The following is a 12228-nucleotide window of genomic DNA, read 5'->3' as shown; positions in this document are numbered from 1 at the left end:
GCCGATCTTTTGTTCAATCGCTTAACCACATGGTCACACTCGCCCGAGCCATGACGCGCAACGGCACCTTTAAAGCCGTATTGTATGATGCACGCGATACCTTGCATTTAGATCGCTCAAGCGAAGAGCAGCCATTTATTGTGCCAAATCACATGAAACTGCCGTACACCATTACGCCTGCGCCAGAAGGTCGGCTTAATGAAAAAATGCATTCTTACTTTGAAGATGGTCGCGATCCCGATGAGCATTTAGTGTTGCCGGAATCTATAATGGACAACATTCGTTTGCTCGACACCATTCACCATACTGGCTGTATTATCTTTGAAGTACTGGAAAAAAACCTAAAAATACACAATTATTATCGCTTGCTCGACCCTGCCAAAGAACAAGAATTTAAAGAGTGTTTAAACAGAATACTCATCGCCGTATCCGATATTGAAGGCTTAGGCATTGGTGGTTTTATGAAAATGCCCTATAAAGATACCCGAATCTTTAGCAATATTGAGCAATGTGAGCCGCATTTTTACCCAGTAGCGCCGAAGCCTTCAACTTTACCCATGACAGACTAAGCAGTGCGTGGCAGCTCACACGGGTTTTGGTATAGTGAGCGCGATTTTCAATTAAGGACACCCCATGATCCACCCTCAATTTGACCCCGTTGCCCTTAGCATTGGTCCGTTGTCTCTGCCTTGGTTTGATATTGGCCCACTGTCTGTGCATTGGTATGGCCTGATGTATTTAGCCGGTTTTATGGCTGGCCAATATTTGGGTATTTGGCGCGCCTCTAGAGATGCGTGGCGGTTGTTTACTCCCGATCAAGTTAAAGACCTGCTGTTTTATATCGTAGTCGGCATTATTGTCGGTGGTCGGGTCGGTTATGTGTTGTTTTATCATATCGATTTATTCTTTGCGAACCCGCTGTATCTATTTAAAGTGTGGGAAGGCGGAATGTCTTTTCACGGAGGCTTTTTAGGCGTCGCCGTCGCGGTTATTTTGTTTGCAAAACACACCAATAAAGCTTGGTTTGCGGTGGGTGATTTTGTCGCGCCACTGGTACCGCCAGGCATCTTTTTTGGCCGATTCGGAAATTTTTGGAACGGTGAACTTTGGGGTCGAGAAACCGACGTGGCTTGGGGCATGATCTTCCCGCAAATAGGCGATGGCCTAACCCGACATCCTTCACAGATATATCAAATGATGGGCGAAGGCTTTTTATTGTTCGTCGTCTTATGGTGGTTTAGTGCCAAACCTAAACCACGAATGGCCGTATCGGCCATGTTTATGATTGGCTACGGCGTGCTGAGAACCGCAGCGGAATTCTTTAGGCAACCCGATGAGCACATAGGGTACTTGTTAGGCGGCTATTTAACACAGGGCATGCTTCTCAGCATACCGATGATTGTAGTCGGTGGTGTACTTATGACTCTGGCCTATAGAAACCCAGTATTTGAAACCGCGCCTGAAAGCGGTAAAAGTAAGAAAAAGAATAAGTCTGGCCAACCAAAAAAAGGCGCTAAAAAATGAACCAGTATTTAGCCTTATGCCAACGCATCATAGATGAAGGCCAATGGGTAGAAAACAAACGCACCGGCAAACGTTGCTTAACCGTAATTAATGCCGATTTAGAATATGATGTTGGCGCTAATGAATTTCCGCTCATTACTACTCGAAAAAGCTTTTATAAAGCCGCCATCGCTGAGTTTTTAGGTTACATTCGTGGCTACGACAACGCTGCCGACTTTCGCAAACTGGGTGCAAAAACATGGGACGCCAACGCCAACGAAAATAGCGCTTGGCTGGCCAATGAGCACCGCAAAGGGTCCGACGACATGGGTCGAGTTTACGGCGTGCAAGGCCGAGCATGGGCCAAACCCGACGGCGGTTTTGTCGATCAGTTGAAAAAAATAGTCGACAACCTCAGCAACGGTATCGACGATCGCGGTGAAATCCTCAGCTTCTATAACCCAGGCGAATTCCACATGGGTTGCCTACGCCCCTGCATGCACACCCACACTTTCAGCTTATTGGGCGACACGCTCTCGCTCACCAGCTACCAGCGTTCATGCGATGTGCCATTAGGCTTAAACTTCAATCAAGTACAAGTGTTCTTCTTCTTAGCCATTATGGCGCAAATAACCGGCCTCAAACCCGGCAAGGCGTACCACAAAATAGTGAACGCTCACATATACGAAGATCAGTTGGAACTCATGCGAGAAGTGCAATTAAAACGCAAGCCCTACCCATCCCCCAAGCTGATCATAAACCCAGAGATTAAATCGCTAAAAGACTTAGAAACCTGGGTCACCATGGATGATTTCAGCGTAGAAGGCTATCAACACCATGAGGCCATTGCCTACCCGTTTTCGGTATAGCGTTATAAAAAGTGATCATTCTTATTACGAAAGTGCAGTTGACTTGGTGTTAGCCTTTAATACATATTTATGCCGAAACTAACCATTCACTCAAAATAATAAGGATGTTTCAATGAAAAAGATCAATAAAAGTATAATGACTTTGGCTTTTGTCTCAGCAGTATTGATGGGCTGCAAAGTAGAAGGCGATGCAAACAGTGATTCAAACGATAATCAAAGTACAAGTACGCTTGCAACTATAGCGCTGAGCTCGCCAACCTATGAAGTTTTAGAAGAAGACAAAACTGCCGCGATTATCATACAATCTAGCGCTTTGAGTACTTTAGACGCAGGTATTTCAGCTGCTTTAGATGAAGAGGAAGATCCAGTACCTAGTGCTGTTCAGAGCAGAAAAAATACGCCAAAATGTATAGGCAACGATGGTATAGCCACTGTTGTGGTTGAATCTCCAAATGTTTCAACATCTGGAGAATACAGTGACACTGGCTCGATGACAGTTGATGCAAGCTTCACCAATTGTAGTTTAGTTATAGACAATGAGATGCTTACCCTAAATGGCTCATTTGAGTTTGAACTACAGTGGGACGGTGTAATTTCAGAACAAGAGCAAGGGTCAGATGATGCGTTTGGGTTTGAATCGGTTGTTATTACCGTAACCTTCGACGATTTCTCTTCTACGATAGATAATGAAACAACCATGATTCAAGGCGCCGTTGAATATACCGTTAATGACAATGGCCTTTCAATGGAGTGGGCTTTAGCTGTGGCTAGTCCAGCGTGGGATAATAAAATAGTCACAACAAGATCAACCAGCCCCTATACTTATAGTAAAACAGGGCTTGCTGGTTCTTGGATTGTAAATGGTAAAAATAATTCGAAAGTAGAAGTTTCAATTAAGTATGACAATGAAGGCCTAATTTACCTAGTAAGCGTAAACGGCGGTACTGAAGAAGAAATAGATTTAACATACTAAATATTAAAATGAACCAAGCCGCGAAGCGGTAGCGGGCTAGCGGGTGTTAGACGGCATGGATGCCGTCTCCAAGCCTACATGGATGTATTCACGGCGTCCCGCTAGACCGTTACCGCTTCTCGGCGAATTCAACCACAGAATTAAGCCGCCCAAGATAACCACCATAACCAGTCCAAAGCAAACAACCAATACACCCCAGAAGCTATGCCTTCAAACCACACCTGTGCCATACTGTAAGTCATTGTTACCAGACTAGAGTACGACATGACAGAAAAGGTTCTTCCGCTCGCTCCAGAAGCGTTGCGCGCCCGTGTAGATCTAAGCTACTTAAATATTCAAACCACCGCCGATGTTCAAGGTGAATCCAGTTTTTTGGGGCAACCTAGAGCCAAAAAATCGCTAGAATTTGGCATCGCCATGCGTGGAGGCGGCTACAACCTTTATGTCATGGGTGATTCCGGCACCGGCCGAAACTCACTGGTTTCTAAATACGTCAAAGAGCTGGCCGATAGTCAACCCGCACCCAGTGAATGGGCCTATATAAATAACTTTGAAGTAACCCGAGAGCCCTACGCCCTTGAAATGCCTGCGGGTCAGGGTAATAAACTTAAAGAATCAATCGATCAATTCATAAGCGATTTGATGGATACTTTTCCTGCCGCGTTTGAAAACCCAACCTATCAACGCAAGCGCACCGGCATAGATAAAGAATTTAATAAACGCTACGACGCCGCCTTGAAAGTAGTCGAGCGATTCGCCAATGAAAAAGAAGTGGCCGTTATCGCCGATGGTGGCTCCGTGATGTTATTGCCCGTAGTGAATGGCAAAGCACTCGACGATACAGAGTTTGCACAACTGCCCGAAGAGCAACGAACCTCATTTCAAGACCGTATTAATGCGATCGAAGGCTTTTTAAATGAACAAGTTTTAGAACTGCCCACATGGCGGCGAAAAAGCTCAGAAGATTTCCGACAGCTTAACATTACAACGGTTCAACAAGCGATTAAACCCTTGTTGAAAGAACTCGAAGTAAAAAATAAAAGCCTGTTAAGCGTACTTCGATTTATTCGCGAAATTAAAAATCATTTACCGAAATTGATTGTTGATTTGTTTATTGAAGAATCTATTACCGATGCAACTTCTGATCAGGAGCGTCGTGCCACAATAGAGCGATGGTTAAAGCCCAACTTGATGGTGCAGCATGAAGCCAACGAAGGCGCACCGGTTGTCTATGAAATGCTGCCAACCTATCAAAACCTGTTTGGCCGCATTGAATATACAACCCAGCAAGGAATTCCCAATACAAACTTTCAACTGATTCGTGCCGGTAGTTTATTAAAAGCCAATGGCGGCTATTTAATATTGGATGCCGAAAAATTATTGCAAGAGCCTTTTGCATACGATGCCTTGAAACTGGCATTGAAATCAAAAGAGCTAAAAATGGAAATGCCTTTTTCCGATGCAACGCTCATGCATTCAATAACGCTCAGCCCTCAATCGATCGATCTAGACGTTAAAGTAATTTTACTGGGCTCGCGCGAAATTTATTATCAATTGCAAGAGTGGGACCCAGAGTTTATGGAGCTGTTTCGTGTACCGGTAGATTTCGACAGCTTTATACCACGTACTCGCAACACGGTTGATAACTTAATTTTACGCATAAAAGATTACGGCGAAGAAAAAAACTTTAAGCCGCTGACTCGCAACGCATTAGAACGCTTAATAGAATACAGTTTGCGAGAATCCGAACATCAGCAGCGAATATCAGCTCGCATCGTTCGACTATTTAAAGTGTTTGCCGAGGCCGATTTTATCAGTGGGCATGATCAATCTGAATTTATTACTGAGCAACACATACAGCAAGCTCTAGAAGCTGCTGGTCCTTATGCCGATGATTTTCATCAAGGTACGCGCTCGGATATGAATTGGTCTAAACTGTCTGAAGAACATAAAACCTTGCTTAAACATTGGCAATTAATTGGTCAGTTCCGCAAAAAACACGCAGCAGTCGGCACGGGCGCACATCATATGATCAGCGAATCGCCCTATGCATTTAGTCGATCAACACAAAATGACCGTGTTATTGTGGTTTTTGCAGGCAACGAACGCTAAACGCACCATAAAAGTGCAAAAGCAGTATTCTTAGTGATCAATTTAGTAAGTTGGCTGGTTTTTTTGCGAAATTAAAGGAAATTAACGGTGTTTTTTATTCACCGAAGAGTTTTATTACGAAACAAAGGCTCTATAATGCGACCCGCATTTGTGCCGTTTGATTGAGGAATCAACATGAACAATACCAGCCCACTGTCCGTTTTATTTGGACGGTCGCCCGTAAAGCCCATGCAAGAGCACATCAGTAAAGCTCATGCTTGTACTGAAGAGCTTGTTCCATTCTTTGAAGCCGCGATGAAAGGCGACTATAAAGAAGCTGAGAAGTACCGCTCATCGATCACCCAATTAGAAGGTGAAGCCGATGCTCTCAAAAAAGACATTCGCGCACATTTACCGAATAGCTTATTTATGCCTGTGCCTCGTTCTGACTTATTAGAATTATTGAGCATGCAAGACCGCATTGCCAATAAAGCTAAAGATATTTCTGGCATTATGTTGGGCCGTGAAATGATGATACCCGATGAAGTTCAGCCTTTAATGAAAGAATATCTTTTAGCGGCAATCGGAACTAGCCGACGCGCTAAAGATGCACTTGCCGAACTCGATGAACTTTATGAAACTGGTTTTGGCAGTAAAGAAGTAAGCTTTGTAGCAACCTTACTCAGCAAACTTGACGACCAAGAACACAAAACGGACGTTTTTGAAATTCAAATGCGCCGCTCCCTTCGTGATATTGAAACAAAATACCCCCCTTTAGAGATGATGTTCCTTTATAACGTCATTGACCAAATTGGTGATCTTGCGGACGTTGCTCAGCGTGTCGGATCTCGCCTACAAATTTTAATCGCCCGTTAGCGACGGCACGTACTGATTAATTGAGGATATTTTATGTTTGTCATTAGTGAATATGGACAGATACTGATTCTATTAGCCTGCTTTTTTGGCTTTTTAATGGCCTGGGGCGTTGGTGCAAACGACGTTGCGAACGCCATGGGTACATCGGTAGGCTCAAAAGCATTAACTGTAAAGCAAGCCATAATCATTGCGATGATTTTCGAATTTGCCGGTGCATACCTTGCCGGCGGTGAAGTAACCAGCACCATTCGAAAAGGCATTATCACGCCAAGTGAGTTTGCGGACAGCCCAGAACTCCTGGTGTACGGGATGATGTCGGCCTTACTTGCTGCGGGTATTTGGCTTGCTATTGCCTCTTCTAAAGGCTGGCCTGTTTCGACTACCCACTCTATTGTGGGTGCGATTGTGGGCTTTGCTGCCGTAGGCATTGGCGTTGAAACCGTAAACTGGGGTAAGGTTTCGGCCATTGTTGCGAGTTGGGTTGTTTCACCTTTACTAAGCGGCACGATGGCTTTTTTAATATTTAGAAGTGTATCTAAACTCATCTTAAACACCGATGACCCGTTCGCAAATGCCAAAAAATATGTACCGTTCTACATGTTCTTCGTTGGCTTCATGATTGCAATGGTGACCATGGTTAAGGGCTTAAAGCACGTTGGCCTAGACTACACCTTTTTACAATCAGCCGGCCTAGCTACATTAGCAGGCTTTGCCGTTATGGCCTTAGGTTACGTATTACTTTCTCGCGTTAAGATTGATGAAGAAGCCGATAAACACTTTCGCTTTGCGTCTGTTGAAAAGGTCTTCGCTATTCTTATGGTTTTCACGGCCTGCGCTATGGCGTTTGCCCACGGCTCTAACGATGTAGCAAATGCCATCGGACCCCTAGCTGCAGTTGTTGGCATCATTCAAAACAATGGTGAAATTCTAGCAAAAAGCGCACTACCTAGCTGGATACTGCTATTAGGCGCCTTAGGTATTGTATTTGGCTTAGCAACCTATGGTTATAAAGTAATGGGTACTATCGGTAAAAAGATCACCGAACTTACCCCAAGCCGTGGCTTTGCCGCTGAACTAGCCGCCGCTACAACGGTTGTTCTCGCTTCTGGTACAGGCTTACCTGTTTCTACAACACACACGCTTGTAGGTGCTGTACTAGGTGTAGGTTTAGCACGCGGTATTTCTGCATTGAACTTACGCGTACTTGGTAACATTGTATCGAGCTGGGTGATCACCCTACCTGCCGGCGCATTCTTATCAATAATATTCTTCTTCATGCTTAAAGGGATATTCTCTTAAGGGTTTTGAAAGTGGATTAAAAAGGATGCTTCGGCGTCCTTTTTTTTGGCTTCGGGTTATGCCTAGGGCTTTGGATTGAGGTAGTAGTCTAGCTGCAAGCTGCAAGCTGCAAGCTGCAAGCCAGAAAGAATAAATTTTGTATGGAGGTTCGCAACCTTTTTATAGGAATTGCTTCAGTATCGAACTATCGATACTTTACTTTGCTTCGATAGCTCCTACAGGAAAGGTTTGTGTTTTGTGCTGGCAGGAGGCTTCAGAGTGCAATGAAGAGCCTAAGAGGCGGTGTTTAACCATCGCGTCTTCGCTTTGCTTCGATAGCTCCTACAGGAAAGACTTGTGTTTTGTGCTGGTAGGAGGATTCGGAATGCAATGGAGAGCCGATAAGGCCGTGCTTAACTATTGCTTCTTCGCTTTGCTTCTAAAGCTCCTACAAGAAAGGCTTGTGTTTTGTTCTGGTAGGAGGCTTCGAAATGCAATGGAGAGCCGATAAAACGGTACAAATATTACGCAATCTGCAGACATAAAAAAGCCCAGCTTAGCTGGGCTTTTTCGTTAACTCTGACCTTAGTCTTCGCTTGATTCAGCTTCAACTTCAGGACGGTCAACAAGTTCAACGATTGCCATTGGTGCACTATCACCAGCGCGGAAACCGCACTTAAGTACACGCAAGTAACCACCAGGACGCTCTTTATAACGAGGACCTAAATCGGTGAACAATTTACCTACCATTTCTTTCGATTGTGTACGGTCGAAAGCCAAACGACGATTAGCAACTGAATCATTCTTTGCTAATGTAATTAGAGGCTCTGCAACACGACGCAATTCTTTCGCCTTAGGCAAGGTCGTTTTAATCACTTCATGCTCAAACAAGCTGTTCGCTAAATTTTGCAACATAGCTTTTCGGTGAGCACTGGTGCGGTTAAAGTGACGACCACTTTTACGATGACGCATTTCTAAATTCCTTACCAGCCAGAAGACAGGCCCCGCTTACGCGAGAACCTTGTCATCATTCTTTAAACTTGCAGGTGGCCATGCTTCTAGAACCATGCCTAGAGACAGACCTTTGGATGCAAGAACGTCTTTAATTTCAGTTAAAGATTTCTTACCCAAGTTCGGTGTTTTTAACAGTTCAACTTCTGTACGTTGAATCAGATCGCCAATGTAGTAGATGTTCTCTGCTTTTAGGCAGTTAGCACTACGAACCGTTAGCTCTAGATCATCAACAGGGCGCAACAAGATAGGATCGATCTTATCTTCTTCTTTCTCTTGTACCGCTTCTGCTTGGTGATCTAAATCGACAAACGCAGCAACTTGTTGCTGTAAGATCGTTGCAGAACGACGAATCGCTTCTTCAGGATCTAATGTGCCGTTTGATTCTAATTCAATAACCAGCTTGTCAAGGTCTGTACGTTGCTCAACACGCGCACTTTCTACGGCGTAAGCTACACGAACGACTGGGCTGTATGTCGCATCCAATTGCAAGCGACCAATCGGTTTACTCTCGTCTTCTTCGCTGCTGCGGGCTTCTGCTGGTACGTAACCGCGACCAACAGTAACTTTCAGAGTCATGCTGACGTCTGCGCTGCTGCCCAAGTGAGCGATCACATGGTCAGGGTTAGCGACTTCAACACCATGATCAAGCTGAATATCTCCAGCGGTCAAAGTGCCTGCACCTGCTTTTTTCAAAGTAAGTGTGCACTCATCTCTTTCATGTAATTTAACAGCCACATCTTTCAGGTTGAGCAAGATTTCTTGCACATCTTCCTGAACACCTTCGATTGTGCTGTATTCATGTAATACACCGTCGATTTCTACTTCGGTGATAGCCGCGCCTGGCATAGACGACAACAGAATACGACGCAACGCATTACCTAAGGTATGGCCGAAACCACGCTCTAATGGTTCAAGCGTAATTTTAGCGCGATTTGCGTTGATTTCCTGCACATCGATGTGACGTGGTGTCAAAAACTCGTTGGCTGAACGCTGCATAGATGCCCCTATTTGCAGTGAGATTACTTAGAGTACAATTCTACAATCAAGTTTTCGTTGATATCTTGTGAAAGTTCCGCACGCTCTGGAATAGAGTTGAACTTACCTTCCATTTTCTTGCTATCAACTTCTAACCAAACAACTGCAGTACGTGATGCATTTACTTCCAAGGCATTCTTGATGCGCAATTGGGTAGTAGACTTTTCACGAACTGAGATTACGTCGCCTGGTTTAACTTGGTATGACGGAATGTTAACCGTCTGGCCATTCACCAAAATTGCCTTATGTGATACTAACTGGCGCGATTCCGCACGAGTTACACCAAAGCCCATTCGATAAACAACATTATCTAAACGCTGCTCTAAAAGCTTTAACAAGTTTTCACCTGTTGCGCCTTTAAGGCGAGCGGCTTCTGCGTAGTAGTTACGGAACTGCTTTTCTAACACACCGTAAATACGACGAACTTTCTGCTTCTCGCGAAGCTGTACACCGTAATCAGATAAACGACCACGACGTGCACCATGAACTCCAGGAACCGCTTCGAGTTTACACTTTGAATCAAGTGCTCGAACGCCGCTCTTTAGAAAGAGGTCTGTGCCTTCACGACGAGACAGCTTACACTTAGGACCAATATAACGTGCCATTGATTTCTGTCTCCTTAATTAAACGCGACGCTTTTTAGGCGGGCGACAACCGTTATGTGGAATCGGTGTTACATCAGTAATATTACTGACGCGATAACCCACCGCGTTTAATGCTCGTACCGCAGACTCACGACCTGGACCTGGACCTTTAACTTCCACGTCTAAATTCTTAAGACCATATTCCTGTGCTGCTACTCCAGCTCGCTCAGCGGCGATCTGTGCAGCGTAAGGAGTGCTCTTACGTGATCCACGGAAACCGGAGCCACCAGCAGTTGCCCAACTCAGGGTATTGCCTTGGCGGTCCGTGATAGTCACGATGGTGTTATTAAAAGAAGCATGGATGTGCGCAATGCCATCCGCTACTTGCTTTTTCACCTTCTTTCGTGCCTTCGTACCTGGCTTTGCCATCTTCGATTTCCTATGTAAATTAATTCAAATCAAACTTATCGTTTGATAGGCTTCAGAGGACCTTTACGGGTGCGCGCGTTATTCTTCGTGTTCTGTCCGCGTACGGGCAGATTACGACGATGTCGAATTCCACGGTTACAACCCAAATCCATTAAGCGCTTGATATTCATCTGAATGTCACGGCGCAAATCACCTTCAACAGTGAATTCTCCGACTGCAGCGCGAATCTCGTCAAGCTTAGCTTCATCGAGACTTGACACTTTGGTCGTTGGTTCAACACCAACAGACTTACAGATGTCATTAGCACGGGTGCGGCCTATACCAAAGATATAAGTCAGGGAAATCACCGCATGCTTATTGTCAGGTATATTGACGCCTGCTATACGGGCCATTCAACTTCTCCGTTAGTAATAAAACTGGGGCAGCGTTAATGCGCCCCAACAAAAACCCCCAGTAATCTGAGGGCGCGAAAGAATAGCGCTAGATTAAACTAAAATCAAGCACTATCCAAATAAACTGAATTACCCTTGACGCTGCTTATGCTTTGGGTCTGTTGCGCAAATTACGCGAACTGATCCATTGCGACGGATAACCTTGCAGTTTCGGCAGATCTTCTTTACGGATGCACGTACTTTCATGCTTAACTCCATCCAGTTTCCGGCTCTCAAAGAGATGCTCGGTTATTTCAAATTCGCCTTTTTCATCAATGATGAATACTGATGCGACATGAGATGACTCTGTACTTGCGCCATGAAATCCATGACGACCACCACTACGATCAATAACGAAGTTCCACCTAGATAGAACGGTACGTTAGCGGCCATCACTAAACCTTGCGGTAAGAGTGAAACAGCGGTGATATACAAAGCCCCAAAAAATGTTAAACGTGCAGAAACACCATCAATGTATCGAGAAGTTTGCTCACCAGGACGAATCCCAGGAATAAACGCACCGCTACGCTTTAAGTTTTCTGCAACATCCTTTGGATTAAAGGTAATCGCAGTGTAGAAATAGCAGAAGAAAACCACTGCTAGTGCAAACATTACGAGATACAAGGGCTGGTTAGGACCTAGCAATAAAGCTACATCTTGCAACCACTCGAAACCTTCTTTCTGCCCAAACCAATTACCAAGTGATGCTGGGAACAGCAAAATACTTGATGCAAAGATCGGCGGAATCACACCAGCCATATTAACCTTTAAAGGCAAATGACTGCTTTGCGCCTGAAAGACCTTACGGCCTTGCTGACGCTTGGCATAATTAATGGTAATGCGACGTTGGCCACGTTCGATAAAGACAATAAAAGCAACCACTGCAATAGCAAATAAGCCAATCAACAGTAATGCAATTATGCTCAAGTTACCTAAACGAGCTGATTCAAAGCTCTGACCAATCGCGCCTGGTAAACCGGCAACAATACCCGCAAAGATCAACAAAGAAATACCGTTTCCGATACCGCGCTCTGTTATCTGCTCACCCAGCCACATCATAAACATGGTGCCTGTAGTAAACGTAACGACAGCGATAAAGTAGAAGCTGGCGCTCGATTCAAAAGCGATGCCTTGACTTGCTAGGG

Annotated in this window: 16 protein-coding genes and 1 pseudogene; 9 read left to right on the top strand and 8 right to left on the bottom strand. The window is 44.8% G+C overall.

Annotation, left to right across the window (positions count from 1 at the left end):
- From QWZ13_RS19780 to QWZ13_RS19745, 8 genes and pseudogenes are all read left to right on the top strand, one after another.
- Positions 1 to 569 (top strand): annotated as a pseudogene (locus QWZ13_RS19780) (serine/threonine protein kinase); the annotation flags it as partial.
- A 64-nt stretch (positions 570 to 633) separates the two neighbouring features.
- On the top strand, positions 634 to 1524 hold the full coding sequence (lgt, locus tag QWZ13_RS19775; protein ID WP_290279963.1) for a prolipoprotein diacylglyceryl transferase: 891 nt from the start codon (positions 634 to 636) through the stop codon (positions 1522 to 1524).
- Positions 1521 to 2372 (top strand): thymidylate synthase, encoded by an 852-nt coding sequence (locus tag QWZ13_RS19770; protein WP_290279962.1) that lies wholly within the window; start codon positions 1521 to 1523, stop codon positions 2370 to 2372. The genes lgt and QWZ13_RS19770 overlap by 4 nt, the downstream gene beginning before the upstream one ends.
- A gap of 112 nt (positions 2373 to 2484) precedes the next feature.
- Positions 2485 to 3345: a hypothetical protein gene (locus QWZ13_RS19765; RefSeq protein WP_290279961.1), complete on the top strand. Its 861-nt coding sequence runs from the start codon at positions 2485 to 2487 to the stop codon at positions 3343 to 3345.
- A gap of 43 nt (positions 3346 to 3388) precedes the next feature.
- Complete coding sequence (locus tag QWZ13_RS19760) at positions 3389 to 3601, top strand: hypothetical protein (protein ID WP_290279960.1); 213 nt, start codon at positions 3389 to 3391, stop codon at positions 3599 to 3601.
- An 8-nt stretch (positions 3602 to 3609) separates the two neighbouring features.
- Positions 3610 to 5457 (top strand): AAA family ATPase, encoded by a 1848-nt coding sequence (locus tag QWZ13_RS19755; RefSeq protein WP_290283474.1) that lies wholly within the window; start codon positions 3610 to 3612, stop codon positions 5455 to 5457.
- Between the two features lie 174 nt (positions 5458 to 5631).
- The gene (locus QWZ13_RS19750) at positions 5632 to 6312 is read left to right on the top strand and encodes a TIGR00153 family protein (RefSeq protein WP_216000244.1); all 681 of its coding nucleotides are present in this window, start codon (positions 5632 to 5634) and stop codon (positions 6310 to 6312) included.
- Between the two features lie 33 nt (positions 6313 to 6345).
- Positions 6346 to 7611, top strand: a complete 1266-nt coding sequence (locus QWZ13_RS19745) for an inorganic phosphate transporter (protein ID WP_290283133.1) — start codon at positions 6346 to 6348, stop codon at positions 7609 to 7611.
- Here the strand turns inward: QWZ13_RS19745 and QWZ13_RS19740 are convergent.
- A complete protein-coding gene (locus QWZ13_RS19740; RefSeq protein ID WP_290283134.1) occupies positions 7570 to 7716 on the bottom strand; it encodes a hypothetical protein in 147 nt (48 codons plus the stop codon). The two genes, QWZ13_RS19745 and QWZ13_RS19740, sit on opposite strands and share 42 nt — an antisense overlap.
- 31 nt (positions 7717 to 7747) lie before the next feature.
- On the opposite strand from QWZ13_RS19740, the gene QWZ13_RS19735 reads away from it, so the two are divergent.
- Complete coding sequence (locus tag QWZ13_RS19735) at positions 7748 to 8101, top strand: hypothetical protein (protein ID WP_290283135.1); 354 nt, start codon at positions 7748 to 7750, stop codon at positions 8099 to 8101.
- Between the two features lie 74 nt (positions 8102 to 8175).
- Here the strand turns inward: QWZ13_RS19735 and rplQ are convergent, their stop codons facing one another.
- From rplQ to secY, 7 genes are all read right to left on the bottom strand, one after another.
- Entirely contained in the window at positions 8176 to 8562 is a 387-nt protein-coding gene (gene rplQ, locus QWZ13_RS19730) for a 50S ribosomal protein L17 (RefSeq protein WP_216000468.1), read from the bottom strand.
- 36 nt (positions 8563 to 8598) lie between these two features.
- Positions 8599 to 9600 (bottom strand): DNA-directed RNA polymerase subunit alpha, encoded by a 1002-nt coding sequence (locus tag QWZ13_RS19725; protein ID WP_290283136.1) that lies wholly within the window; start codon positions 9598 to 9600, stop codon positions 8599 to 8601.
- Between the two features lie 23 nt (positions 9601 to 9623).
- Entirely contained in the window at positions 9624 to 10244 is a 621-nt protein-coding gene (gene rpsD, locus QWZ13_RS19720) for a 30S ribosomal protein S4 (protein ID WP_216000470.1), read from the bottom strand.
- An 18-nt stretch (positions 10245 to 10262) separates the two neighbouring features.
- A complete protein-coding gene (gene rpsK / locus QWZ13_RS19715) occupies positions 10263 to 10652 on the bottom strand; it encodes a 30S ribosomal protein S11 (protein WP_216000471.1) in 390 nt (129 codons plus the stop codon).
- A gap of 35 nt (positions 10653 to 10687) precedes the next feature.
- Positions 10688 to 11044: a 30S ribosomal protein S13 gene (gene rpsM, locus QWZ13_RS19710; protein WP_216000472.1), complete on the bottom strand. Its 357-nt coding sequence runs from the start codon at positions 11042 to 11044 to the stop codon at positions 10688 to 10690.
- Positions 11045 to 11173: 129 nt separating this feature from the next.
- On the bottom strand, positions 11174 to 11290 hold the full coding sequence (rpmJ, locus tag QWZ13_RS19705) for a 50S ribosomal protein L36 (RefSeq protein ID WP_216000473.1): 117 nt from the start codon (positions 11288 to 11290) through the stop codon (positions 11174 to 11176).
- Between the two features lie 42 nt (positions 11291 to 11332).
- Positions 11333 to 12228: preprotein translocase subunit SecY (gene secY / locus QWZ13_RS19700; protein WP_290283473.1), on the bottom strand; the 896-nt coding region annotated here is incomplete at its 5' end.

It is taken from the genome of Reinekea marina, from assembly GCF_030409715.1.
GTDB classification, from domain to species: Bacteria; Pseudomonadota; Gammaproteobacteria; order Pseudomonadales; family Natronospirillaceae; genus Reinekea; species Reinekea marina.
Note: the sequence above shows the minus strand (reverse complement) of the source record. Positions and strands in the feature narration are given on the sequence as shown.

Coding starts and splice junctions, on each gene's coding strand:
- lgt (WP_290279963.1), top strand. CDS start 634: ATGATCCACCCTCAATTTGACCCCGTTGCCCTTAGCATTGGTCCGTTG.
- QWZ13_RS19770 (WP_290279962.1), top strand. CDS start 1,521: ATGAACCAGTATTTAGCCTTATGCCAACGCATCATAGATGAAGGCCAA.
- QWZ13_RS19765 (WP_290279961.1), top strand. CDS start 2,485: ATGAAAAAGATCAATAAAAGTATAATGACTTTGGCTTTTGTCTCAGCA.
- QWZ13_RS19755 (WP_290283474.1), top strand. CDS start 3,610: ATGACAGAAAAGGTTCTTCCGCTCGCTCCAGAAGCGTTGCGCGCCCGT.
- QWZ13_RS19750 (WP_216000244.1), top strand. CDS start 5,632: ATGAACAATACCAGCCCACTGTCCGTTTTATTTGGACGGTCGCCCGTA.
- QWZ13_RS19745 (WP_290283133.1), top strand. CDS start 6,346: ATGTTTGTCATTAGTGAATATGGACAGATACTGATTCTATTAGCCTGC.
- rplQ (WP_216000468.1), bottom strand. CDS start 8,562: ATGCGTCATCGTAAAAGTGGTCGTCACTTTAACCGCACCAGTGCTCAC.
- QWZ13_RS19725 (WP_290283136.1), bottom strand. CDS start 9,600: ATGCAGCGTTCAGCCAACGAGTTTTTGACACCACGTCACATCGATGTG.
- rpsD (WP_216000470.1), bottom strand. CDS start 10,244: ATGGCACGTTATATTGGTCCTAAGTGTAAGCTGTCTCGTCGTGAAGGC.
- rpsK (WP_216000471.1), bottom strand. CDS start 10,652: ATGGCAAAGCCAGGTACGAAGGCACGAAAGAAGGTGAAAAAGCAAGTA.
- rpsM (WP_216000472.1), bottom strand. CDS start 11,044: ATGGCCCGTATAGCAGGCGTCAATATACCTGACAATAAGCATGCGGTG.
- rpmJ (WP_216000473.1), bottom strand. CDS start 11,290: ATGAAAGTACGTGCATCCGTAAAGAAGATCTGCCGAAACTGCAAGGTT.